The organism is Streptomyces sp. NPDC101776 (assembly GCF_044766845.1).
In the GTDB taxonomy this organism is placed as follows: Bacteria; Actinomycetota; Actinomycetes; order Streptomycetales; family Streptomycetaceae; genus Streptomyces.
Genome location: NZ_JBIWMV010000036.1, coordinates 19896 through 44397, shown reverse-complemented (window position 1 = coordinate 44397; position 24502 = coordinate 19896). Strand labels below are relative to the sequence as shown.

The following is a 24502-nucleotide window of genomic DNA, read 5'->3' as shown; positions in this document are numbered from 1 at the left end:
GGGTCCTGGGATGCCGAGAGTCAAAGTCAGCGTGATCGTCCCCGTCTACAACACCGGGAAATACATCGACGAGTGCGCGCCGTCGCTGCTGGGGCAGAGCCTCCCCGCCGACGAGTACGAGGTCGTCTACGTCGACGACGGCTCGACCGACGACACGCTGAGCCGCCTGGAGACGATCGCGGCCGGGGCTCCCAACGTCCAGGTGCACACCCAGCCGAACTCGGGCTGGCCGGGTGCTCCGCGCAACCTCGGCATGCGGCACGCCCAGGGCGAGTACATCCAGTTCGTCGACCACGACGACACGCTCGGACCGGAGGCCCTGGAGCGGCTGTACGAGCACGCGAAGCGCAATGAAGCAGACGTCGTCCTCGGCAAGATGTCCAGCACGATGGTGCGGCCCCGGCGACTGTTCCGGCACACGGTGGACGCCTGCACGATCGAGAACGACGAGCTGATGCAGAGCATGTCGCCGCACAAGATGTTCCGGCGCGCGTTCGTCGAGGAACACGGACTTCGCTTCCCGGAAGGGCCGTGGATTCTGGAGGACCTGGCCTTCGTCAGCGCGGCCTATCTGGCGGCGGAGCGCATCGCGATCCTCGCCGACTATCCCGTCTACTACTGGATGAAGCGGGACGACGGCGGCAACAACACCCAGCACCGCTTCAACCCCCGGCACGGTTTCTGGTCCAACACCCGCACGATCATCGGCCAGTTCAAGGACGGCACGCCCGCGTCCGGCGACATCGACGCCCTCCAGAACCGTCTCCTCCACCGCCTCTACCACGTCGAGGTCCTTTCCCGCGCCCGTGAGCCCGAGATCCTCCGCGAGGACCCGGCCGAGCAGCGACAGCGTTTCGCGGCGGCCCGGGAGGTGGCCCTGGAGGAGTTCCCGGCGGCCGTACGGCAGGGCCTGCCCGCCGTCTCCCGCCTGCGTGCCGAACTGCTGGAGGCCGGCGACTTCGACGGCGCGGTGACCCTCGCGGAGCGCATCCGCGAGATCAAGCCCCGCAGCGAGATCGGCGACCTGCGGTGGGAGGACGGCCGTCTGGTCGCGGACATCACGCTGGACCTGCTGCGCGGCGACGGCGAACCCCTGGCCCTCGTCGAGCGGGACGAGAAGTGGTACCTGGACCCGGAGTTGCTGGCCGGCGTGCCGGGCACCGAGGACGGCTGGGAGGTCCCCGACCCCTTCCGCCTGGCGTACGCCGAGCTGGTGGTCAAGGACCGGGACCGCGAGGACTGGTGGTACCCGGAGGGCGACCTGGCCTTGCGTCTACGGCCGCTGGGCGAGGGCCGTTCGCAGCTGATCGCCACCGGCCGCCTCACCCTGGACCCCGAACGCCTGGCGGGCGGGCGCCCGTTGGAGCGGGGCGTGCACGACGTGTGGGCGTTCGTCCAACTGCTGGGCGTGGACCGGATGGTGCGCGTGACGGGCGACGCCACACCGGGCACCCCGGCGACCGGCCCGGCACTGACCGGCGGCCGACTCACCCTCCCCTACTGGACGGGCAGCGGCCAGCTCGCCCTGGACGTGGACCAGCGCCAACGCAAGCTGGGCCAGGACATCGCTCCGGCCACCGCGACCAACTCCGAGCGGATCGAGGGCAGTTCACTCCCCCTCCCGTACGTGTCGGCGACGCCGGACGGCACTCCCGCCCAGGTCAAGGTCACGGTGGGCACGCTGGGGACGACCGCGGAACTGCTCCCGGCCCCTCACACCACCACAGCTCAACTCCGCCTCCCCGCCCGCCTGAAGCTCCCCGACGGCCGCCACCCGGTCACCCTCCCGAAGACGGCCCACCCGCTCGCCTACGCCGTCGTCCGCGACGGCACGGTGCTCCGCGTGGAGGGCCCGGCGTACGAGTCCGGCGGCGGGCGCCGCTTCCTCGACACGCTGGCGGACAACCGTCAAGTACGGCGGGTGCGAGGGCGGTTGGGCCGGAACTCCCGGTAAATCAGCCCTGGGTCCCCAGATCCACATCGGCCCAGGCCCTGACCGTTTCACGCTGCTCGGCCGTCAGATGCTCCTCCACACGAGCAAGCTGCGTTGCCATGCGCTTGATTTGGCGCACCTGAACCAGATCTCCGTCGGATCGAAGACTTCCCTGTCGAGCGAGAGAAATATTCAATCCAACGGCATTCAACTGCCCCAGCATGATTTCGTATGCGGCGGATGCATCGAAATTCTTCTCCACGTCCGCGTGGCCGGATAGCAGAGTCCAATCCACGCGGACCTTGACTGCCAACACCGCCCATCTCTCGCCCGGAACACCTGAAGAGGATCGCATCCCGTCAAGGGCACCGATCGCCGCTTCCGCATAGGATGCACGATCCTCAGCCCGCCGGCTCCTCCTCATGCCGGCCGCGGCAACGTCCACCAAGCGGATCCAGGCGTTCCCGTCGGCACCGAGCACAGCGCGCGCCTGGCTTCTGACGAAGCTGAGCAATTCAGCTGGGTCAAGCCCGGAGAAGGATCCCTCGTACCCCACGCGCAACACCCATCTCTATATGGTGCCGATCTATATGGTGCCGACTTCTCCGAAGAGAATACCAAATCTCTTGAATGCATCAATCCCGATACGGACCGATTCTTCGCTGGGTTGATAATGCCCACTATAGTTTGTTATCAGCCTGCCGACATATCCGCTTGCCGTCTTCTCGATCTCCGCAGTTCCTGCAGCATGCAGGAAGTCGCCCGCGCCCGACACGTTGCCATTGAGCACGGAATGAAATATCTCCGTACCGTCAGCGGCCTCCGTCGGAACGACCCTCAGCGATCCGTCGGGCAGAACTCCCCACTTCACTTCTCCCGTGGGATTAGCGATGTACGAATCAAATTCCGCAGTCCCAGGAGTTGTGGGAGACACTCCCGCAGCCTCCGCTTCAGCAAGATCAACCGTCTTGTTCTCCGGCTCCAGATTCGGAAATGTGTCGCCGTCGTCGCAGTTGTGAACCAGGACCGGCGTGGCCCCGGCGAGCGCATAGTACGTATGCGTCCCGGACACGGTCAGGTTGTTGACCGTAGCCGTCTGCGTCCACGCCCGTACCGCCTTGACCTGGACATACGTCCCGGCCGACGTCTGAAGCCAGTCCCCCGACCGGAGTTCGCTCGCCTTGGCCCACCGGTGCGGCTTCGGCAGCCAGATCGGGTGACCGTCCGTCGCGGTGATCGACTTGCCGTTGGCCAGGGTCAGACGGACCAGGTGCTTGGTGCCGTGGCCCTGGATGGTGGCGGTGACCGTCCGGGCGACCAGACCACCGAGCACCGGGTCCGTCGACCTCACCTTGTCGCCGGGACGGAGGTCCTTGATGGCCTTGGTCCTGCCGTTGGCCAGGAGCACCCGCGTGTTCGGCGTGAAGCTGTTGCACTTGCCGCCCGACTCGACCGCGTCCTCGCCCGCGTCCGACGCCTTGCCGGCGTCCTTCTCGCCCGTCTTCGCGGCCGACTTCTCCGACGCCTTCGCCGCGGATTTCTCCGTCGCCTTGGCGGCCTTCTCCTCGGCCGTCTTCACGACCTTCTTCTCGACGGCCTTGGCCGCGGTCTTGGCGGCTGTCTTCTCCGCCGTCTTCACCGCCGCCTGTTCCGCGCCGCGTGCCAGCACCCCGCCGCCGAACCGCATTCCGCCGCGCGCGGCGGCCAGGGCCACTCCGCCCTCGCCGAAGGTCGCGACGGTGATGATGATGGTGGCGGCTGCCATCAGGCAGGTGCCGAGCGTCGGGTTGGTGGCGCAGCTGACGATGTCGGCGAGGCCCGAGTACTCGTACGCCACGTGCGCGACCGTCTTGGTGGCGGACCAGGCCGCGTGCTTGACCTGGGACCAGCCCCAGAACTGGCCGTTGGGGTCCTCCTTGGTGACCGGGCTGTTGTCCGCGTAGGCGTAGCCGCCCAGTTGGAGCAGGTCGGAGAAGTCCATCACCGGGTCGATCGACGTGAAGCGCCCGGTGACAGGGTCGTAGTCGCGTGCGCCCAGATGGATCAGGCCCGTGCTCGACTCGTCCGCGCCGCCGATGTACGAGCGGGAGCCCGCCCAGCCCGTGAGCGACGTCTCCAGGTCGCCGCGCAGGTTGCCCCAGGCGTCGTAGGACCGGTTCTGGACCGCCATTCCGGAGGCCAGTTTGATCTGGACGGTGGCCGTGCCCTGGGTGTTGGTGACCTGGGCGACCAGGGTGTGCGCGCTGGTGGCGCTGGAGGTGTAGCGGACGACGGTGGGGGCGCCGGCCTGGCCGTAGCTGCGCATCGCCCTGGTGGCGGTGGTGGTCTGGGAGCCCTGTACCTCGGTCTCGCCGAGGTACAGGGTCGTCCAGCCGCCCGTCGTCTTGGAGATGCGGTTGCCGTCCGCGTCGTACAGGTACGACGTGCTCGCGGCGAGGGTGAACTTCTGGGTGTCGACGCTCGCCGTGCACGCGGCCAGGGTCAGGTCGGCGCTGACGGTGGCGCTCGCCACGTTCAGGCAGAGCTTGGAGGTCGTGTTGTAGAAGGTGCCGTCCGCGCGGAGAACGAAGGACTGGGTGGTGGCGTCCGGTACGCAGGTCTTCAGCGTGATCGTCGAGCCGGTCGTCGTTCCCGACGCCGTGGCGCATTTGCCCAGGACCGTCAGTTTGCCGCCGTTGGCGCTGAACCTCTGTCCGGCCGTGCCGTTGCAGGTGTAGATCTGGATGACGTTGCCGTCGATGGTGTGGCCGCCGGCGTCGTCCATGCACAGCCCGCCGGGCCCGGTGATCGCGCCCGATCCGGCGCCGAACCCGGAGACGGACTTCAGCAGGCCCTCACCGTCGTAGACGAAGGACTGGGTGTCGCCGTTGATGGTGCGGGTCTGGGTGCGGCCCGAGTCGTCGAAGACCGCCGAGTCGGCCTCGGTGACGGTCTTCGTGCCGGAGTCGGCCGCGGTGACCGTCTTCTGCGTCCAGCCGGTGAGCGTGTCCGGCTGGCCGGTGTCCCCGTAGGCGTACGAAGTCGAGCCGTCCAGCGCGGTGTTGAGGGCGCCGGTGGAGGTGCGCTGGGTGCTGTGGTCGGTGAGCGTGGAGCGGTTGCCGAGGTCGTCGTAGCGGTACGACTGCCAGTACGGGAGCGAGCCGTACAGAGCCGTTCCCGTCGCGATCGTCGAGGCCGACGGGGCGGTCCCCACACCGCCCGATGCTGTCGCGGAGGTGTCGGTCGCCTTCCAGGTGGTGCCGGCGGAGTCCGTGCAGGACTTCGCCGTGGCGCCGGTCCAGGCCTCGACGAGCTGGCCGCGGGCGTCGTAGGTGAAGCACTGGTTGTCCCACGTGGTGGTGCCCGAGGTGGTCGAACCCGTCGCCACCAGGCTGGTGTTGCCGGTCTGGTCGTAGGCGTAGGCGGACTGGGAGACCAGGCCGTTCGCCGTCTGGGTGGCCGCGTAGGAGTGGAGCAGCAGGCCGGTGGAGTCGTCGTAGAGGGCGCTGGTCCACACCCGGTAGGGGTTCTTGCCGCTGGTGGAGCGGGTGATCTGGCCGTACGGGTTGTAGACCGCGCCGGTCGTGTACCAGTCCCAGCCGGAGGTGGAGACGGGCAGGTCCTGGGTGTTGTAGCGGGTGACGACCTTCTCGGCGGTGGTCATGCCGCCGGGGGTGGCGGGGAGCGTGGTGGTGAGCGGCTTGCCCGTGCGGGTGTAGGTGTACGACCAGTGGTACGAGCCCGAGAGGTTGTCCGTGCTGCCGCTGACCGCCGGGACGGTGACCGTCTTGCCGGTCAGCTGCCCGTCCTCGGTGTAGCCGGTGGCCTCGCTGACGATGTCGCCGGTGGTGGCGCCGAGCACGGTGTGGCGGATCGACTTGGCGGGCAGGCCGATGCCCTTGGTGGCCGTGTCGTAGGTCCACTCGTCGGTCGGGAACGCGTCGGAGCCGATGGTGAGGGTGCTCTTGCGGCCGAGCGGATCGTAGCCGTAGTGCAGGATCTTGCCGCTGGCGTCCTTGGTCTGGGTGAGGTGGTCGGCGTCGTCGTACCAGGCCTGGCTGGTGCCGGAGTCCGGGTCGGTGCTGAAGCGCACGCGGTGCCGGGAGTCGTACGTCCAGGTCCAGAGGTGGCCCGACTTGTCCTTGACCTGGGTGCGGTTGCCCAGCGCGTCGTAGGTGGTCTCGGTGTAGGCGTTCGTGCTGCGGTCGGCGTTGGTGTACGTGATCGCCTTGACCGCGCGGCCCAGCGCGTCGCCGATGGTCTTCGTGGCGGTGCCGCCGGTGGGCGGGACGACGGTGACGGAGGCGTCGGTGTCGCTGTAGGTGGTGGTGGCGGTGGCGAAGTCCGCGTTGTGGTGCAGGGTCGTCGAGGTGAGCGGGCGGCCGAGGCCGTCGTAGGTCGCCCTGGTCGAGTTGGGGATCGACTGCTGGCTGGTCGGGATGTACGGCGTCGTGGCCGGCAGGCCGAGGACGTAGTAGCCGTTGTCGTTGCGGACGGGGGCGCCGTGGTCGTTGTAGCGGACCGAGGTGACCAGGCGGCCGAGGCCGGTGGCGTCCGGTGCCTGGGTCTGCACGGTGCGGCCCATGCCGTCGTAGAAGGTGACGGACTGGGCGTAACTCCCGTTGTCCTTCAGGCTGTTGGTGATGACCCGGGTCGGGGTGCGGGTGCCCAGCCCGTAGCTGATCCGGGTGGAGGGCAGGTCGTCGGCGTCGCCGGGCTGCCAGCCCTTGACCAGGCGGCCGAGGAGGTCGTACGCGTAGCGGGTCTTGTTGCCGTTGGGGTCGGTGGTGAGTGTGGTCAGGCCGCGGGCCGGGTCGATCGTGGTGATCGTCGCCTGCGACTTGGCGTTGGTGATGGTGGTGCCGGTGATGACGTACGGGCTGCTGCCGGGGTTGTACGTGGTCCGGGTGACGTTCTTCCCGGCGTCGGTGACCTTGTTGGCGCGGCCGTAGACGTCGTACTCGGTGAGGGAGCCGGTGATCGTGCCGGTGCCCTCGCCGTTGAGGGATTTCTCGCTGGTGGCGTCGCCGGCGTCGTTGTAGCCGGTGGTGACGTCGGAGACGACCGAGGCGGTGGCCGCGCTCGACACGTCGTCGCAGTCGGTCGCGGTGGTCAACGCCCGCTTGGGCAGGCCGTAGAGGTTCGTCGCCGCCCTGTTGTCGAAGGTGGTGACGGTGCAGGTCCTGTCGCCGACCGCGGGGGTGGTGTCACCCGGGCTCGCCAGCGTGACGACCGCGACCTCGCTCTGCTTCGGCAGGCCGTCGTCGTCCATGTCCGTCGTGGTGCGGGTGCCGCGCCACTTGCCGTTGTAGGCGGTCAGGTCGTCGACGCGCTTGACGTACGACCGTCTCGCCACGAGGTCGCTGTCGCCGGTGCGCTTGCGGGTGGCGGTGACCGTGCTCGGGCCGGGCAGGGTGATCGCCCTGCTGTGTGCGGCCGCCGCGGCCTCGCTGGAGACGTAGGTGACGGTCTCGGCGGCCTGGCCCGCGTTCTCGTCGGCGTCGTCGGCGGAGAGGGTGGCGCCGGTGTCGTCCTTGAGGGGCGTGCCGGAGCCGCGCAGGTAGTACGTGGTCGTCTTCGAGCGGGTGGCGGCGGGGCCGTCGGGGTCACCGACCTGGGTGGTGACGGAGGCGTAGCCGCGCCAGTCGCTGTGGGTGCGCTGGGAGGGCTTGGTGAACTCGGCGTCGGTCTTGGCCCAGTGGCCGCCGCCCCCGTACGCGTAGGTCGTGACGACGTCGGGTGAGGCGAGCGCGGTCGTGGTGACGACCGTGTCCTGCTCGGTGACCTTGGCGACGGTGTACTTGTTGAACCAGGCCAGCGGCGGGTTGTCGAGGCTCTCGTCGGGCGACCAGTGCACGGGGTAGCAGGCGGCCGTGTTGTCCGCGATGTCGGTGGTCGCCGGGGCGTAGGCGCAGCCCTTGTTGTAGTCGACGACCGTCTTCTTGCCGTTCTCGTCCGTGATCCCGGTGATGCGCGGGTGCCAGTACGTCAGCTCGCTGTCGGCGCTGTCGGCGCGGACCCGGTTGGGGTAGGCGGTGCCGTCGAAGACGACGGCCGGCAGGGTCTGGCCCTGGGCGTCGTCCGGGTCGGTGGTGTCCGTGTCGTAGGCGCCGTGCTGCACGGAGGACAGCCACAGGCCGGGCGAGGTCTGGTACCAGCCGGACTCGAAGGCGTGGTTGAGGGTCCACTCGTCGATCGGGTACAGGGTGCCGGTGCCGTCCCGGTGGGCCCAGGTGACGACCTTCTCCAGGCGCTTGCGGGTCCAGAAGGAGGGGAAGGTCGGGCACTGCTTGGCGGTCGTGGACTTGCAGTTGAGGGTGGCCGGGGTGTCGTACCAGACGCGGTACTTCTCCGGGTCGCTCGACGTGAAGTTGTCGGCGTCGCACCTGCTGGCGGACGCGGCGAGGCAGCGCTCGTCGGTCTGGAACTGCACCTTGGCGGCCGGGACCGCGCCGAGGTCGTCCTTGTTCAGGCCGTACTCGATGGTCAGCGGGTAGGAGCCGCGCTGGTACTTGACGTTCGTCTTGGTCGACTTGTTCTTGGCGTAGTAGTTGTCCTCCTGGTGGTAGTTGATCACCATGGCGTTGCCGTGGAGGTCGACGACCTCGTCGAGCTGCCAGGACCAGGCCTGGGTGCAGGAGGAGTCCTTGAAGGCGTCCGCGTGGCACGGTTCCTTCGGGTCGTTGCCGAAGACGGGGACGGTGGAGACGGAGTCGGTGTCCGCGTGGCCGTTGCCGACCTTGTCCAGGCCGAAGTAGTACTTGGTGCCGTCGCGGGTGGTGGCGATCCAGTACTCGCCCTTGTCGTCGGTGTCGCCGCCGTCGCCGTTGTCCGCGCCGGTCCTGTGCTCGATCTTGGTGCCGTCGTCGGAACGCGGGCGCCATGCGCCGCTGGTGTCGTCACGGACCAGTTCGACGGTGGTGCCGCCGAGGGTCATCACCGCGTTCTGGCTGGCCCAGCACAGGTCGCCGGTCTTCTTTTTCTTGCCCTTGTTGTTGGCGTCGTCGCCGTCCTGGTCCTGGCCGCAGCCCCGGTACGAGCGCTCGATGTGCCCGGTGTCGTAGGACCAGCCCTCGCCGATCCAGGAGGTCTGCGGGTTGGCCGTGGACGTCTTGCCGTCCACGGCCTGGGAGTTGTACGAGAACGCGATGCTCGGCGTGGGGCCCGCGGAGACCGGCGGGGTGTCGACGGCGTACGTGTACGCGAAGCCGCCCGAGGACGATCCGGCGGCCCAACTGCCCGCCGAGGAAAGGGGGGTGGCCCGGAAGGAGCCACCGGCGCCGTTGCCGGAGTCGGTCACGCCGAGGACGCCGCCGGCTCCCGAAGTGGCAGCTGCCGTAACGGCGTTCGTGGCGGTGCCGTGGTAAACGGCCGACTGCACACTGCCCTTGTCCAGGGCGGCCGTCGCGTCGGCGCTGGTGGTGCCGGTCGTGGTGTCGGCGTCCATCGGGGTGGACAGGTCGACGGTGGCCTCGACCTTGGTGGCGCCCAGGTCGGTGGTCTCGTTGCCGTCGGCGTCCGTGGTCGTGGTGTCGGCTCGCAGGTCGGCCGAGTTGTCCAGCGGCTCCGGGGTGGCGCACTCCTCGTTGTCCGGGTCGGTGAGGAAGCACTCGGGGTAGCGGACGAGTTGGAGCCGGTCGGACCACTGGGCGCCGAAGTAGTTCTTGAAGTCGGTGTAGTCGACCTGGAGGCGGGCCGGGGCCGGGGTGGTGTCGCTGGTGGTGACCTGCATGAGCAGGCCGTTGACTCCGGCGGCGGCCGTGTCCGTCTGGTTCAGCACATCAACTGACCAGGTGCCCAGGGGCTGTTGGGTGGTGTCGTCGGAGGCGGCGCCGATCTTCACCGGCACTCCGCCGTCGACCTGGATCAGCCCGTCCGCGGCGGCGGCCAGCTTCTCCGGGGTGATGTCGGCGCTGCCGTCGGGACCGGCGGCCGGGATGGCGGTGCTGCCGTCCGGAGGGTCGGTGTCGTCCTGCGCGGCGTCGATCGCGTACTGCCGGGCGTACCCGGACAGGGACTGGTCGGCGCCGTCCACCGGGTCGGTGGCCGGCACGTCCACCATCGCGGCGACGTCGTCGTCCGGCGGCGGCGCGGCGAAGGCCTGACCCTCCAGGGCCCCGACCGACAGCGCGAGGGAGAGCAGCAGGACGACACCGGGCACGGCTCTGCGGCGCCAGGCTCTGCGGCGCGGATGCGCGCTCGGACGTGAGCGACGGAACACGGAAGGACCCCCCGGTGACCCCGGCCGGGCAGTCACCCCGGCCGTGAAGACGCGATGGAGAAACAGAGAAGGAAAACAGCCCGGATTATTGGCCGCCCTTTGCCATCAGCGCTAGATCATTTGACTTTATGTGGGCTTGATCACTGACTAGAGCATGACAAGTCCACTCAACTCCGGGCGGAATAAGGGGCGTTGGCCCCGGAAGGGGACGTTCCGCCAACCGTACCCGCCCGAAAGGGGCTTGCCCGGCGCACACCGGCGCTCCATGATCTGCACGTCCTCCCCACACCCCGGCACCGACCACCGGGCGAGCGGGCGGAGCGTCGTCCGCATGCGGCCACGTCATGTCGCCGACGTCATGTCGCCACCGTCAGAGGGGAAACGGTTCGGTGTCCTCCGCTTCTTGGCCGAACAGGCTGAGCCCACGTCAGACACGCCTGCTCGCCGGACTGTTGGCGCTGATCCTGGCCGCCGGAACCGCCTGGGTACTGCTCCCCGACCACGACTCCGGCGGCTCCGCGGCGAAGAGCGGCGACGCGAAACCCCACCCCCGTACGGAGACCGAGGCCCGCGCCCTGGCCAGGAGTTCCGGCAAGCGCGTCGAGATCGTCACGGCCCGCACCGCGACGACCACCACCTGGGCCAACCCCGACCACACGCTGACCACCCGCATCCATGTCTCACCGGTGCGCGCCAGGGTCGGCGGCACCTGGCGGGCCGTCGACCCGACGCTGCGCCGCACCGCGAACGGCGACTGGACCACGAAGGCCACGTCGACGCCGGTGGTGTTCTCGGGCGGCGGCAAGGACAAGTCGACGGCGGACAAGGCGAGTTACGTACATCCGGCGGCGTACCGCGTGAACGCGACGACGGCGGGCACGAAGACGGCGAACGCCACGACGGCGAACGCGACGACGGCCGGCACGACGACGCGGGTCTCGGACACCGCCGAAGACACCGCCACCACCCTGGTCACCCTCACCACCGCCGGCCACACGATCAACCTCACCTGGCCCGGCACCCTCCCCGCCCCCGAGGTCGAGAGCAACGAGGCCCTGTACCGCGAGGTGCTGCCCGGCGTCGACCTCGTCCTCGCGGCGAACGACGGCGGCTTCTCCGAGGTCCTGGTCGTCAAGTCGGCCCAGGCGGCGGCGAATCCGGCGCTCAGGACCATCTCGTACGGCCTGACCTCACCCGACCTGACGATGAAACTGGACTCGCGCAGCGGTTCCGTCCACGCCTACGACGCCGACGGCAACGACGTGGCGGCCACCCCGACCCTCCTGATGTGGGACTCGGCCGGCAAGGAAGCCACCACCGACAACCTCACCCACGGGGACGGCGGCCAGGACGACCCCGACCCGACCCCGACCGCCACGGACACCGCGAGCGAGGCACCGGAGCCCGCGGACTCCGACGACGCCGCCCGCGAGCGCGGTGCCGACGACCAGAACGCCGACACCGACTTCGGTACGGCGTCGGCCGCGCCCACCGCCACCGCGGAGACCGACGGCGACGCGACCGCAAGCCCGAGCGCGGCTTCCGCGGCGGCCTCGGCCGACCCCGTGGCGACCCAGCCCGCGGGCGACGAGGACGCCGTGGTCATTCCAGAGACCACCGCCATCGACGGCGAGTTCCCTGGTCTGAGCGGCCCCCAGCCCGGCACCCACTCCGCCCGCACGGACCCGGAGCTGGCCGCCGACGGCACGATCACGATCACCCCGGACCAGGATCTGCTGACCGGTCCGGGCACCACGTACCCGGTCTTCATCGACCCCAGCACCAACACCGACGCGGGCAACTGGACCACCGCCTACAAGCGCGGCAGTTGGGCCGACGCGACCTTCTTCAACGGACGCGGCTTCAACAAGGGCACCAACGAGGCCCGCGCCGGCTACGAGTCGGACACCTTCGGCAGCAGCCGTTCCTTCTTCACGATGGCGTGGCCGAACGCGGTGCGCACGACCTCCATCAAGGAGGCCACGCTCAACATGAAGGAGACGTACTCCTGGTCCTGCACCAAGAAGGACGTCGAGGTCTGGCGCACCGGTGACATCGACAAGAAGACCAGCTGGAAGACGCAGCCCGGCTGGAACGCCCGCCAGGACACCAAGTCGTACGCCAAGGGCTACAAGAAGAGCTGCGCGGCCGGGAACACGACCTTCAACGTGAAGGAGGCCGCCCAGTACGCGGCCGACAACAGCCTGAACCACTGGACGCTGGGCATCCAGGCGAGCAACGAGGACGACCAGTACTCCTGGAAGAAGTTCCAGGCGACCAACGACAACGCGGGCCCGAACGTCGACGTCACCTTCAACACCAAGCCGAACAAGCCGGCCAAGCTCAAGATGAGCCCGGGCAAGTGCACCACCAGCGCGCCCTACGTCACCATCGGCGCCAACGACCAGATCACCTTCTCCGCGGCCGTCTCGGACCCGGACGGCAAGGACGACCTGGACATCGTGCACCTGTACCTGAAGAACGACACGACGGGCACGGTCTACAACCGTGAGGCGAGCGCCTCCGGAAAGACCACGGCGAGCGTCCTGTTCGACAGCGGCGGCCTCAAGGACGGCACGTACCACTGGAACATGTACGTCAAGGACGACTATCCGGCGCAGTCCGCGACCAGTTACACCTGCTACTTCAAACTCGACACGGTCGCCCCGAAGACCCCGATCGTGACCTCCTCGGACTTCGACGGGGCGGACGACGACAACGACAGCGGCGAGGACCAGTGGTCGAAGGCGACCTTCGGCCAGTCCGGGTGCATGAGGTTCTTCAACACACCGTGGGACAAGGTCACTTCGTACGCGTACAGCTGGAACAGCACGGCATACGACAAGTCGACCAAGCTCAGCGACCTGAACAGCTGCACCACCAAGTCGGGCGACGTGATCACCGGCAACTCCTACACGTCGGTGGTCTCCGTCACTCCGCCGCTCGCGGGACCGGCGATCCTCTACGTCAAGGCCGTCGACTCGGCGGGCAACGAGTCGGTGACCCCGAACGCGTACAAGATCTTCGTCAGCCCCAAGGACCGCGACGAGGCCGCGGCCGACCTCACCGGTGACGACAAGCCCGACCTGCTGACCATCACCACGGCCACGGACGACGACGGCGTCACCAGCTACGGCCTGCGCGACTACCCCTCGGGCACCAAGGGCGACCTGTTCGTCGGCATGAGCCCGTCCTACGGCGAGACCACCAAGAACACGTCCTACGCCGACGGCTGCACGACCACCGCCGTGGACTGGAAGGACGCCCTCATCACCCACGGGGGCGACTACTACCCCGGTGACGGCCTCCAGGACCTCGTGGCCCGCATGAACGACGGCACGCTCTACGTCTACCCGGGCGACGGCTTCGGCGGCTTCAACACCTGCGCCCGGATGCCGATCCTGCTGCCCACCACGGGCACGGACACCGGCGGGGCGAACGTCACCGTCCCGGCCGCGTCCGCCTTCGACCAGATCCTCGCCGCCGGGGACATCACGGGAGACGGCCAGCCGGAACTCTTCATGACCTCCGGTACCCAGTACTGGGCGTTCACCGGCTACACCGGCGGCTCGTTCGCCGGTGCCACGCTGCTGAACACCGGTTCCGCGTGGACGACCCGTGACGTGGTCGCGGTCGCCGACATCAGCGGCGACGGCATCGCCGACATGCTCTACCGCACCACCGACTCCGGCCGCCTGATCCTGCGCAAGGGCAAGGCCAACGCGGCGGCCACCGGCGTCGACATCCTCTCCCTCGCCAACTCCGCGGCGGGCGCGGGCGGCGCCGACACCGAGTACGCGGCCAGCGGCTGGACCGCCACCGCCGTACCCCGCTTCTTCGCCATCCCGGACGTCACCGGCGACACGGTCCCCGACCTGTGGGCCCACATGAGCGACGGCAGCGTCCGCCTCTACGCCGGCGGCAAGACGGCGATGGGCACCTACACGACGGTGGTCGGCGTCTGGACGGGGAAACTGGCGTTCGGCTGACCGGGGCGGATCGACGAAGCGGGGCTGTTCGTTCAGTCCCGCCCGCTCAGTCCTGGTGTACGACGTTCGAGCCCGGCCCGCCCGAGAGCGTGTCCCTGCCCGGGCCGCCGTACAGCTTGTCGTTGCCACTGTTGCCGTGGATCGTGTCGTTGCCGCTGTTGCCGTACAGGATGTCGGCGCCGGGCTCGCCGTAGATCGTGTCGTTGCCGGTACCGCCCCGGATGGTGTCCTTGCCGGAGTCGATGCCGCCGCTCAGGATCTGGCCGCCGGGGCCTCCGTAGAGGAAGTCGTTGCCGGTACCGCCGTCCGCACGGGTTCCGTCACCGTTGGCGTGGACCGTGTCGGAGTCGCTGCCGGCCGCCACCTCGGAACCGGCGTCGGCGGTGATCAGGTCCTTGCCGGCCTGGCCGAAGGCGATCGCGTCGGTGCCCACCGTGAGAGTGTCGGCGCCCGGCCCTCCCTCGACCTGATTGCCGTCGACGCTGCCCTTGTCGGTCGCGGTGTCCTTGCCGTCACCCATGAGCAGCCAGGCGTGGTAGAGGGACTGGCCCGTGTTGTTGATGTAGGTGGCGCTGTCGTCGCCGTCGCCGAAGTCCATCCTCAGCTTGAGGTAGCCGAAGTCGATGCCCTGGCCGGTCTGCGTGCAGGAGATCTTGGTGAGGTCCGCGCTGTCGGGGCGGGTGCAGGAGGTCCCGGACTCGATGGTGATCGGGACCACGTCGTCGATCAGGTAGGTGAAGTGCAGGTCGTCGGCCACCGTCGCGGTGATGGTCGCCTTGTTCCTCTGGCCCGGCGCCGCCGTGTACTCGATCCATCGGCCACCATCGCCCCTGCTCGCCACGGCCGGTGCCGTCGCGGCTCCGGCGGAGGCGGGCAGGGCGACCGACGCGGCCAGCCCGGTGCCGAGGGCGAGGCTCAGGGTCGAGGCCACGCGCAGGGTTCTGCGGCTGATGCGGGGAGCGGGCATGGCACAACCTCCGTGTGAAGCAGGGGATTTCGACCACCACGAGTGACCGCCGGTGCGGGAGGAGGGTTGTGCCCCGATTTGCGGAGTTCACGGTTCCGTCGGGCACTGTTCAGTGCGGAACTCGGCCCACACCACCTTGCCGAAGTCCCGTTCCCGCACGCCCCACTTGTCGGAGAGGGCCGAGACGAGCAGCAGCCCGCGCCCGCCCTCATCCGTACCGTCGGGATGGTCGCCGACGCGCGGGACACCGCCCCCGCTGTCGTGCACCTCCGCGTGCAGCACCCGCCCGTCGCACCGCAGCACCAGCCGGAACTGACGCCCCGGCGGCACCCCGTGCACCAGTGCGTTGGTCGCCAACTCGCTTACGCACAGCAGTACATCGGCACCGCGCTCGGTCCCGGCGAGTCCCCAGGCGGCCAGGAACGCGTGAGCGAAATCCCTGGCGGCGGGAACGGACCGGCGTTCGCGCCGGAAGAACTTCTCACTCAGGTTCACGGGACAAGAGTTGCGCAACGTCACTACCGTTGACAGGGCGTGAGCTCTGGGTCCGTTTTTGTACGGGTGGAGTACGGGTTCGTGCGGGGTCAGAAACGGGTGGACAAGGGGAGCAGCACAGCATGAACTCCAAGAAGAACCGCTCGACGATGCGGCTGCTGGGCTCACAGGTGAAGGCGGCCCGCACGGCCGCCGGTCTGACGCAACGCCGGCTCGCCGAGCGGGCCATGGTCGAAGAGGAGACCATCGCGTCGGTCGAACAGGGCAGGCGCCGGCTGACGACCCCGCTCGCGAGGACGCTGGACAAGATCCTCGACACGAAGGGGACGTTGGAGGCGGGAGTCGAGAACCTGCCGGAGATCGACCAATTCCCGCTCTACGCCGAGGAGTACATGCTGCACGAGCGCGAGGCCATCGCCTTGTCCTGGTACGACAACGCGGTCATCCCGGGCCTTCTCCAGACGACGGAGTACGCCCGCGCGGTCCTGGCGGAACGCATCCCGGCCTACGACGAGGACGAGATCGGCGCGAAGCTGGCGGGCCGCATCGAGCGGCAGGAGATCCTCCAACGCAAGAACCCGCCGACGATGAGCTTCGTCATCTGGGAGCCGGTGCTGCACCTCGGCATCGGGGCGCCGGAGACCCGCCGCGAGCAGCTCGTTTTTCTGCGCGAGTTCGCCGAACTCCCGGGCCTGGCACTCCAGATCCTGCCGATGAACACGGCGGCGCATGCTGGTCTCGACGGCCCGTTCATCCTCCTTGAAACGCCGGACCACCAGCACCTCGCGTACGCAGAAGGACAGCGTGGCAGTCAGTGGGTCGCGGACCTCGACGAGGTATCCAGGCTGGCGCGCAAATATGCGATGCTGCGGTCACAGGCCCTGACGCCTCAGGAGTCCAGGTGCCTGCTCGATCGTCTGCTAGGAGATCAATGAGCACCGCACTTGAGTGGTTCAAGTCGAGCTACAGCGGCAGCGAAGGCGGCGCCTGCCTCGAAGTCGCCTACGCCTGGCGGAAGTCCAGCTACAGCAGCAGTGAGGGCGGCCAGTGCGTCGAGGTCGCCGCCTGCCCCCACACCATCCACATCCGCGACTCCAAGAACCCGGACGCCGACGGCCCCACGCTCCAACTCACCCCCACCGCCTGGACCGCGTTCACCGCCACCCGCTAGCCAGGCCCCGCTGTCAGTGGTCGCCTCTACAGTTTCTGGCATGGCGACCCTTCCCAACCCGCTGCCGAAGCTGGCGGCCGACCCGAGCGGCGGTTCGCTCGGGCTTGCGCTCCCTCCCGGGAGACTGATCGACGTGACGGACGAAGGCCCGTCGGACGAACCGCTGTTGTGGTGCGCGGACGGACCGGCGAGGCCCGGTGGCTACGAAGCGCTCCAGGTCGCGCGCCGGACCGCCGGGCTGCTCCCGGTGCTGGTGGACGTGGGCGGCGACCAAGGCGGCCTGGCGGACTGGCAGTTGATGCCCGACGAGGTGTCCTACCCCGGGGACCACGACGCCGAAGAGGTCCTGGAGGAGTTCTGGGAGGAGTACGCGGCCGACGAACTCGCCCCGGACACGGACCACCCCGGCAACGACGCCGCCGCCCAGCTCGTCGTCGACACCTTCGGCGAGCAGGCCACCTACGACGAGACGATCGCCCCGTACGGCCCCGAGTGGCCCGGACTCGCCCCCGCCACGGAAACGGAGCAGGGGCAGGCGCAGGCCGTCGACCCCGACACCCGCGCCGCCGAGATCGCCGACTCCCTTACGGAGAGCGGCTCTTGGCTCAAGGAACCGCGCCTCGCCCTCGTCCCCGCCCGCCGCAGCGCCGACATCCCGGCGGCCATCGGCTGGTCCGGTGCGGCCAACTACGAAGGGGACGTGGCCCGGCTCTGTGCCGTCCTGCGCTCCTGGGAGGACCGCTTCGGCATACGCGTCGTGGCGCTCACCTTCGACCAGTTGGTGCTGTCGGTCGCGGCCCCGCCCACCACACGGGCCGAGGCCGAGGCGGTCGCCGCCGAGCACTTCGCCTTCTGCCCGGACAACATCACGCAGGGCCACCACGAGACACTGCGCGCATACGCCCAGCAGGAGGTGCTCGACCAGCAGGTGTGGTCCTTCTGGTGGGACTGACCTGACACGTCACCGCACTCCAGGCCCGGTGGTGGGAGACCGCCGCCCGGGGTACGTTCGGAAGGTCCGTCGCAGGTGGCGCCCGCCGGAGGCACTGATGAGCGGAAACGAACTGGTCCTGACCGGCCAGACCGTCGTCGTCATCGGCGCGAGTTCCGGGATCGGGCTGGAGACCGCCCGGCAGGTCCGCGCCGCCGGTGGCCAGGTGGTGATGGTCGCCCGGGACGCGGAGCGGCTGGCGCGAGCCGCCGTAGACATCCAGCCGCGCGACACCGCCACCCTCGACGCCACCGACCCGGACCGCCTCCAGCGGTTCTTCGACGACCTGCCGTACTCGGTCGACCACGTCCTGTCGACGGCCGGCGGCCCGCTGTACGCGCCGCTGGCCGAGCTGGACGTGGCGGAGACCGGCCGGCACTTCGGCGAGCGTCTCGCGATGACCCTCGGGATCGCCAAGTACAGCCGGGGCAGGGTCCGGGACGGCGGCACGCTGTTGTTCATCGGCGGCACGGGCGGCCGTAGGCCCCACATCGGCGGGTCCGTCACCGGGGCGATGACCGCCGCGCTCCCCGCCCTCACCGCGAACCTTGCCCTGGAACTGGCGCCGATCCGCGTCAACCTCATCGCCGCCGGATTCGTCGACACCCCGCTGTCGGCCTCGCTCCTGGGCGACCGGATCGAGGCACGGCGTGAGGAACTCCGCTCCTCGCTCCCCATCCGCCGGGTCGTCGGCCCGCAGGACGTCGCCGCGCTGGCCGTCCACATCATGCTCAACGAAGCGCTGACCGGCGCGACCTACGACATCGACGGCGGTCAGCAGCTACTGCCCCAATGACCGTACGGGTCGGCTCAGTTCAGCAGCGTCATCCCCTGCGGCGCCTCGATCCCGAACTCCGCCTCCAGCAACCGCCGCACCTCCTCATCGTCCGCCAACTCCCGCTCACTCACACCGCCGTCGGCCCGCGTCTCGGTCAACAGGCGGCCGAACAGCAGGAGATGGCGTTCAGGGGTCACGCGCTGGACGAACAGGCGCTGGGTGAAGGGCGAGCGCGGGTTCGTGGCGATGTGCCAGTTGATGACCTCGAAGTCGACGTGCTCGAAGGGGTCCAGGGTGAAGACGTACTGCGCCTGCCAGGACCCGGCGGTGTACGCCTCCAACGCCCACAGCTCCGACGGCCCCCGGTGCGCGGCCACTTGCACGAACCGGTGCCTGCGCCCCGCGCCCTCGAACTCCCCGCCGAGCGCCAACGGCACCGGTTCCAGCAGCGCCCCGATCGCCCCGAACCCGACGTCCGCCAGATACGGCTGCGGATCGCCCGGCACCTCGACGAGAAGCGTCATGTGGGTGCGCGGGCGGCTCTCGAACCGGTCCGTGCCGACGACGACCCGCGCCGTCAGCAGGGTCACCCCGAAGCCCAGTGCCCGCAACGCGGCGGCCAGCAGCGTGTTCTGCTCGTAGCAGTAGCCGCCGCGCGGACTGTGCAGCAACTTGGCCGCCAGGTCCGGCAGTTCGAGGGAGGGAGCCGTACGCCGCAGGGCGTCCAGGTTCTCGAACGGGATGCCCCGCATGTGCGCGAGATGCACGCCGCGCAGCGTCTCCGTGTCGGGCCTCCGCTCCCCCTCCCAACCGATGTGCGCGAGGTAATCGTCGAGGTCGAAGGCATCACTGTCGGACATGCGCCCAGCCTAGGCAATCACCGCAACACTCACCGCACGGCTCAGCACACGGTTCACTGCTGCGTCGCCGGCTCCAGCGCCTCCACCGCCGCTGCCGCCGCCGAGGAGTCGGGGCCGTAGAAGATGTCGATGTCGACCTCTTCGCCGCCCATCGTCAGGGTGTCCCACGCGCCGCTGAGGACGAGCATGCGCAGGGTGCGGGACTCCAGGGTCCCGAGGCGCTCCAGGATCGCCTCGTCGTCCGGCATGCCGGGGAGGCGGGGGGCCAGCCGGTCTCGGATCGCGGCCATGCGCGCCAGCAGGGTCGCGGTGTCGGCCTCACGGTCGGGTTCCTCCGCGATGCCGTCGATGCCGTGGTCGATGATGTCCTTGATCGCCCAGGTGACGCCCTGATCGTCGGTGGTGACCATCGCCTTCCAGGCGCGGCTCTTGTGCCGGTACTGGAGCATCGACATGGCCGCTTCGTGCCGTAGGAAGTCGGCGTCGCGGAACGGGCGGCCGTTCCATGCGCTGTTGAGGGAGCGGGCCAGCGAGATCGCCGACGCCAGGCCGCTGTTGAGGCCCCGGCCCGGCCAGAAGTGGATGGAGTTCGCCGCGTCGCCGAGGAGGAAGCCGTACGTACCGGGCGAGTTGACGGTCGGGGGCAGCAACTCGGCCGAGAAGCGCGGGCGTTGCACCATGTCGAGGCGGAAGCTGGTGACGGCGGACAGGTCCTGGGACTTGACGTCGAAGAGCCGTAGCCCCTCGTGCACCCGCTTCCACAAGGGGGATCCCTTGATCAGCGCGGGCAGGAACAGCGTGCCGTGGGTCGCGCACTGGAAGTCGCCGTGCTCGTCGCGGTTCATCAGACACGGGCGGGAGGCGATGCACTCCTCGAAGACCCGGCGGACCGGGTCGATGCCGATGACCTCCGACAACTCGGAGTCCGTCAGCCGCATGTTGAGGAAGCCCTCGCCGCGCAAAGAGTTGAGCAGGAAGCGGTTCTGAGCGACCGTCAGGAGGATCGCCATGGGGTCCGGCAGTTCCGACTTGACGCGCAGGCCGAGGACCACGTCCCGCAGATGGACGCCGTCGAGGGAGTAGATGGACTCGTCGGCCTTGCCGAAGCGGGCGGCGAAGTGCTCGCGCGTGCGCGACCGGCCGCCGTCGCAGATGGCGAGCACATGCTGCGGGGCGAGTTCGTCGCGCTGCTGCGCCGGGTCGAACTTGGCGGGGATCAGCCGTATGCGGTCCCGCTTCTCGTTCGCCAGCTCCAGCAGCTTGTCCTCGATGTAGGCGATCCGCATGTTGCGCGGGTGGTGGTCGCCGATCGAGTCCGGGCCCGAGGGCCACATCTCGGTGTAGTTCTCGGGCTCGAAGAGCCGGTCCTGCACGTACTGCGGCCAGGCGAGGTACTGCCGGCTCTGCACGGTCACCACCTGCTGGCGCCGTATGTTGCCCTCGTCCGCGCTCTTCCAGACGACGGTACGGCCCTGTCGGCGCCAACGGCCCTCGTAGACGGTGATCTTGACCTGGGCGCCGAGGAAGTGCTCCAGGAGCAGCGCCATGGACAGCCCGACCGGGCCGCCGCCGACGACGGTGACCCGCAGCAGGGAGCCCTCGTCGGCCTCCTCCGGGTGGGTCACGGAGCGGGGCAGGTTGAGCGCCATGAGGGTCTGCATGGCGTCCGCGACCTCGAAGCGGAACTCCTGTTCCCCGATGGTGATCTCGTCACCGGGCTGGAGCAGCCGGGACTCCACCTCCTCCCCGTTGACCTGCGTGCCGTTGCTGCTGCCGCAGTCGCTCAGGACGTAGCCCTGGTCCTGGTCGAAGACGATCTCCGCATGGAAACGCGAGACGCTCGGGCTGGCGATGACGACCGTGTTCCCCGCGTTGCGTCCGAAGGTGACGCGGGTGTCGACGATCGGGATGCGCTCTCCCGCCAGCAGACCTTCACGTCCGACGAGCACCGGTGCCATGGCATTCCCTCCCAGGAATCAACTCGGCGCACTTCCAGGGGTGTTCACCGGCAACAGGGAACCCCGGCCGCCATAAGCGCACTACCCCGGGAACGAATCCCCCAGTCAGGCCGCCCGCTCCCGCAGTCCCCTCCCCAGCCTTCCGAGCCCCTCCTCGATCTCCCCCGGCGTCTGCGTCACGAAGCACAGCCGCATCGTCGAACGGTCCGGCTCCCCCGCGTAGAAGGGCGCACCCGGCACATAGGCCACGTCCTGCCGCACCACCCGCGACAGCAGTTCCGTCGTGTCGTACGACTCCGGGAGCCGCACCCACAGGAACATGCCGCCCTCGGGACGCTCCCAACTCGACTCCTCGGGGAGGGCGTTGGCAAGACCCCCGAGCATGGCATCGCGCCGTTCCCGGTACACGGCCGCCACCCGCGCCACATGCGCGTCGAGGTCGTTGTCCGCCAAGTACCGTGCGGCGGCGAGCTGGTTGACGGTCGGGGTGTGCAGATCGGCGGCCTGTTTCGCGACAACACAGGCCCGCAGCAGACCTGCCGGCGCCCGCAGCCAGCCGAGCCTGAGCCCCGGGGCCATCACCTTGGAGAAGGACCCGAGCAGGACCGTACGGTCCCCGGCGCCCTCCTGCGCGGCGATCCACGGCAACCGCTGGCCCTCGAAGCGGAGTTCGCCGTAGGGATCGTCCTCCACGATCCACAGCCCGCGCCGCGCGGCGATCGCGGCGACGGCGGCCCGGCGGTCGGCGGGCAGGGTGCGGCCGGTGGGGTTCTGGAAGGTGGGCACGGTGTAGAGCAGCTTGGGCCGCTCCCGGACGACGAGTTCCTCCAGGGCCTCGGGGTCGACCCCGTCCGCGTCCCCCGGCACGGCGACGATCCGCGCGCCGGCGAACGCGAAGACCTGAAGTGCCGCCAGATAACAGGGACTTTCGACGAGGACGACGTCCCCCGGCTCAAGCAGCGCGGTCGCGATCAGCGAGAGCGCCTGCTGCGAACCGGTGGTGACGAGGAGGTCGTCGGGCCCGGTGGGCAGCCCGCGGGTGGTGGTGCGCTCCGCGAGGGCGGTACGGAGCACCGGCTCGCCCTCGGTCGTCGCGTACTGGAGCGCCCGCGCGGGCGTCTCGGTGAGGACCGCCTGGTACGCGGCCGCGATGCCGGTGGCGTCGAAGAGTTCGGGGGCCGGCAGCCCGCCCGCGAAGTTGATCACCTCGGGGCGGGCGGTGACGGCGAGGATGTCCCGGACCGGCGAGCCCCCGATCGCACGGGCGCGCGCGGCGAGCGGCGGGAGAACGGCGGGGACGGCGGGGACGGCGGCGGGGACTGTCTCGGTGATGGCCATGACCGGCAGCGTAGAAAGATACCTGCCGCCTACAAGCAGGTTTCCGCGATCCGGACGGGTACCCGTCGCGGGCGGCCGGTGTCAGGCCTTGGTGCCGGTCGCCCCGTACACGTTGATGTCGTCGTCCGTCACATCGTTGATGTCCCGGTAGGTGATCTTCTCGATGTCGTCGAGGCTGTCGAAGTACGCCTGCTCCACCACCGGCGGCGCGGGCGCCGGGCCGGGGTGCCACTGATGGGCGGGGATCACACCGGGCTCGTCCAGGGTCAGCCCCGGGGTCTCGGTGAAGAACCGCTCGACCTCGTCCTTCGTACGGAACACGAAGGTGAACCCCCGCTCGGTGTACGTCCGTTGGACCGCGCGGGTCGGGATCGGATGCATCTCGTCGGTGAGGTGGCTGAGCACCAGATGACTCCCGGACGGCAGCACGTCCACCAGCTCGCGCACGAGCTTGTACGCCTCCTCGTCCTCGACGAAGTGCAGGATCGCCACCAGGAGCAGCGCGATCGGCTCGTTGAAGTCGAGGGTCTTGGAGGCCTGTTCGAGGATGTCGGCCGGCCGGCGCAGGTCAGCGTCGATGTAGTCGGTACGGCCCTCGGGGCTGCTGGTGAGCAGGGCGCGGGCGTGCGCGAGGACCACCGGGTCGTTGTCGACGTAGACGATCCGCGACTCGGGGGCGACGTCCTGGGCGATCTGGTGCACGTTCTCCGCGGTGGGCAGCCCGGTGCCGATGTCGAGGAACTGGCGCACGCCGTGCTCCTGCGTCAGCCGGGTCACCGCGCGGCGCATGAAGTCCCGGTTGTGCCGTACGTCGAGATAGCCGCGCGGGTTGGCGGCGAGCGCGGCGGCGGCGGCCTGGCGGTCGACGGGGTAGTTGTCCTTGCCGCCGAGGAAGACGTCGTAGACACGGGCCGGGTGGGCCTTGGTGGTGTCGATCCTCCTTCTCAGCTCGGCGGGGTCTTGGCTGAGGGCGTCACCGGACATGGGCGTCTCCCAGGAGAGTGGGTCGTCAACGGACAACCGGGGCAGCGTTCATCAAGTGCAGTGGTCAACAACCTAACTCGCGCTGGGACTTGATGGTGCCCAAGTCCGGGGACGGGCGCCCGAGCCCTTCCCGGCGTCCCGCGACGTGCCCGGGAGGGCGGACATCCCCGCAGGTCAGCGCGGGCGGGACGATCCGGGCGTCCCGAATACCGCGGAAGCCGTAGCGCTCACGACGTACGACCGCCCAAGCTGCAAGCCACACCCGAAGACGCGCTTCGCTTCCGCAGGAGGAACCCATGCCCGCCCGCACCACCCGCATCCGCGTCCTGGCCGCGACGGCGGCCGTGCTCGCCGCGCTGCTGCTCTCGGGGTGCAAGGACGGCATGGGCGTACGCGACGAGGGCCCGTCGGGCGTGACTCCCACCTCTTCGGCGGGGTCCACGCCCTGACGGGCCCTCGTGGCGGGTGCGATCAGGCGTGCGCCGGAACCCCGTCGATCTCCTTGGGGTTCGGGCCGTACTGGTTGGCGCCGGGCTGGCTGTCCGAGCAGGTGAAGACCAGCAGGGTGATGGGGCCGGCGAGCGGCACGATGCCGAAGAGCAGCCACCAGCCGGAGCGGCCCGTGTCGTGCAGTCGGCGGACGCCGACAGCCAGGCTGGGCAGCAGGATCGCGACGTAGAAGACGATCGCGATGGCCGGCGTCTTGATCGCGATGCCTATGCCGAGCAGCACGGCGTAGATGATCACGACGAACAGGGTGTACATCCAGTACTCCTTGCGGCGCGCCCGCCCGCTGAATACGGCGTACTTCTTCAGCACCTCGACGAAATAGCTCATG

General features: G+C 69.3%; 16 protein-coding genes. 7 read left to right on the top strand and 9 right to left on the bottom strand.

Going from position 1 to position 24502, the window contains the following annotated elements:
- Nucleotides 1–10: 10 nt before the first annotated feature.
- Nucleotides 11–1954, top strand: a complete 1944-nt coding sequence (locus ACIRRY_RS49555; protein ID WP_403987016.1) for a glycosyltransferase family 2 protein — start codon at nt 11–13, stop codon at nt 1952–1954.
- A 1-nt stretch (nt 1955) separates the two neighbouring features.
- On the opposite strand, the gene ACIRRY_RS49550 is transcribed toward ACIRRY_RS49555, so the two are convergent.
- Together ACIRRY_RS49550 and ACIRRY_RS49545 are read right to left on the bottom strand one after the other, a co-directional pair.
- Complete coding sequence (locus ACIRRY_RS49550; RefSeq protein ID WP_403987013.1) at nt 1956–2489, bottom strand: hypothetical protein; 534 nt, start codon at nt 2487–2489, stop codon at nt 1956–1958.
- 30 nt (nt 2490–2519) lie between these two features.
- Complete coding sequence (locus tag ACIRRY_RS49545) at nt 2520–10133, bottom strand: ricin-type beta-trefoil lectin domain protein (protein WP_403987010.1); 7614 nt, start codon at nt 10131–10133, stop codon at nt 2520–2522.
- 389 nt (nt 10134–10522) lie between these two features.
- On the opposite strand from ACIRRY_RS49545, the gene ACIRRY_RS49540 reads away from it, so the two are divergent.
- Nucleotides 10523–14122 (top strand): FG-GAP repeat domain-containing protein, encoded by a 3600-nt coding sequence (locus ACIRRY_RS49540; protein WP_403987007.1) that lies wholly within the window; start codon nt 10523–10525, stop codon nt 14120–14122.
- A 46-nt stretch (nt 14123–14168) separates the two neighbouring features.
- Here ACIRRY_RS49540 and ACIRRY_RS49535 read toward each other — a convergent pair whose 3' ends face one another.
- Both ACIRRY_RS49535 and ACIRRY_RS49530 read right to left on the bottom strand, forming a co-directional pair.
- The gene (locus tag ACIRRY_RS49535) at nt 14169–15089 is read right to left on the bottom strand and encodes a calcium-binding protein (RefSeq protein ID WP_403987004.1); all 921 of its coding nucleotides are present in this window, start codon (nt 15087–15089) and stop codon (nt 14169–14171) included.
- Nucleotides 15090–15176: 87 nt separating this feature from the next.
- Complete coding sequence (locus ACIRRY_RS49530) at nt 15177–15584, bottom strand: ATP-binding protein (RefSeq protein ID WP_403987001.1); 408 nt, start codon at nt 15582–15584, stop codon at nt 15177–15179.
- A gap of 122 nt (nt 15585–15706) precedes the next feature.
- Between ACIRRY_RS49530 and ACIRRY_RS49525 the strand changes: the two genes are divergently transcribed.
- The 4 genes from ACIRRY_RS49525 (at nt 15707) to ACIRRY_RS49510 (ending at nt 18542) form a co-directional block, all read left to right on the top strand.
- Nucleotides 15707–16519: a Scr1 family TA system antitoxin-like transcriptional regulator gene (locus ACIRRY_RS49525; protein WP_403986998.1), complete on the top strand. Its 813-nt coding sequence runs from the start codon at nt 15707–15709 to the stop codon at nt 16517–16519.
- The gene (locus ACIRRY_RS49520; protein ID WP_403986995.1) at nt 16516–16755 is read left to right on the top strand and encodes a DUF397 domain-containing protein; all 240 of its coding nucleotides are present in this window, start codon (nt 16516–16518) and stop codon (nt 16753–16755) included. Before ACIRRY_RS49525 ends, ACIRRY_RS49520 begins: the two co-directional genes overlap by 4 nt.
- Nucleotides 16756–16795: 40 nt before the next feature.
- On the top strand, nt 16796–17707 hold the full coding sequence (locus tag ACIRRY_RS49515; protein WP_403986992.1) for a DUF4253 domain-containing protein: 912 nt from the start codon (nt 16796–16798) through the stop codon (nt 17705–17707).
- 97 nt (nt 17708–17804) lie between these two features.
- Nucleotides 17805–18542, top strand: a complete 738-nt coding sequence (locus ACIRRY_RS49510; protein ID WP_403986989.1) for an SDR family oxidoreductase — start codon at nt 17805–17807, stop codon at nt 18540–18542.
- Nucleotides 18543–18556: 14 nt separating this feature from the next.
- On the opposite strand, the gene ACIRRY_RS49505 is transcribed toward ACIRRY_RS49510, so the two are convergent.
- From ACIRRY_RS49505 to ACIRRY_RS49490, 4 genes are all read right to left on the bottom strand, one after another.
- Nucleotides 18557–19384, bottom strand: coding sequence for an arylamine N-acetyltransferase (locus ACIRRY_RS49505; protein WP_403986986.1), 828 nt, complete (start codon nt 19382–19384; stop codon nt 18557–18559).
- Nucleotides 19385–19437: 53 nt separating this feature from the next.
- Nucleotides 19438–21342, bottom strand: coding sequence for an FHA domain-containing protein (locus ACIRRY_RS49500; RefSeq protein ID WP_403986983.1), 1905 nt, complete (start codon nt 21340–21342; stop codon nt 19438–19440).
- A 105-nt stretch (nt 21343–21447) separates the two neighbouring features.
- On the bottom strand, nt 21448–22680 hold the full coding sequence (locus ACIRRY_RS49495) for a PLP-dependent aminotransferase family protein (RefSeq protein WP_403986980.1): 1233 nt from the start codon (nt 22678–22680) through the stop codon (nt 21448–21450).
- An 81-nt stretch (nt 22681–22761) separates the two neighbouring features.
- Nucleotides 22762–23664, bottom strand: coding sequence for an SAM-dependent methyltransferase (locus ACIRRY_RS49490; protein ID WP_403986976.1), 903 nt, complete (start codon nt 23662–23664; stop codon nt 22762–22764).
- 296 nt (nt 23665–23960) lie between these two features.
- Between ACIRRY_RS49490 and ACIRRY_RS49485 the strand changes: the two genes are divergently transcribed.
- Nucleotides 23961–24113 (top strand): hypothetical protein, encoded by a 153-nt coding sequence (locus tag ACIRRY_RS49485; RefSeq protein ID WP_403986973.1) that lies wholly within the window; start codon nt 23961–23963, stop codon nt 24111–24113.
- 22 nt (nt 24114–24135) lie between these two features.
- Here the strand turns inward: ACIRRY_RS49485 and ACIRRY_RS49480 are convergent, their stop codons facing one another.
- Nucleotides 24136–24501, bottom strand: a complete 366-nt coding sequence (locus ACIRRY_RS49480; RefSeq protein WP_403986970.1) for a DUF805 domain-containing protein — start codon at nt 24499–24501, stop codon at nt 24136–24138.
- Between the last annotated feature and the right edge of the window lies 1 nt (nt 24502).

Bases quoted from the DNA above. Each gene is read 5' to 3' on its own strand.
- ACIRRY_RS49555 (WP_403987016.1), top strand. From the start codon at position 11: ATGCCGAGAGTCAAAGTCAGCGTGATCGTCCCCGTCTACAACACCGGG.
- ACIRRY_RS49535 (WP_403987004.1), bottom strand. From the start codon at position 15,089: ATGCCCGCTCCCCGCATCAGCCGCAGAACCCTGCGCGTGGCCTCGACC.
- ACIRRY_RS49525 (WP_403986998.1), top strand. From the start codon at position 15,707: ATGAACTCCAAGAAGAACCGCTCGACGATGCGGCTGCTGGGCTCACAG.
- ACIRRY_RS49520 (WP_403986995.1), top strand. From the start codon at position 16,516: ATGAGCACCGCACTTGAGTGGTTCAAGTCGAGCTACAGCGGCAGCGAA.
- ACIRRY_RS49515 (WP_403986992.1), top strand. From the start codon at position 16,796: ATGGCGACCCTTCCCAACCCGCTGCCGAAGCTGGCGGCCGACCCGAGC.
- ACIRRY_RS49510 (WP_403986989.1), top strand. From the start codon at position 17,805: ATGAGCGGAAACGAACTGGTCCTGACCGGCCAGACCGTCGTCGTCATC.
- ACIRRY_RS49505 (WP_403986986.1), bottom strand. From the start codon at position 19,384: ATGTCCGACAGTGATGCCTTCGACCTCGACGATTACCTCGCGCACATC.
- ACIRRY_RS49500 (WP_403986983.1), bottom strand. From the start codon at position 21,342: ATGGCACCGGTGCTCGTCGGACGTGAAGGTCTGCTGGCGGGAGAGCGC.
- ACIRRY_RS49495 (WP_403986980.1), bottom strand. From the start codon at position 22,680: ATGGCCATCACCGAGACAGTCCCCGCCGCCGTCCCCGCCGTCCCCGCC.
- ACIRRY_RS49490 (WP_403986976.1), bottom strand. From the start codon at position 23,664: ATGTCCGGTGACGCCCTCAGCCAAGACCCCGCCGAGCTGAGAAGGAGG.
- ACIRRY_RS49485 (WP_403986973.1), top strand. From the start codon at position 23,961: ATGCCCGCCCGCACCACCCGCATCCGCGTCCTGGCCGCGACGGCGGCC.
- ACIRRY_RS49480 (WP_403986970.1), bottom strand. From the start codon at position 24,501: ATGAGCTATTTCGTCGAGGTGCTGAAGAAGTACGCCGTATTCAGCGGG.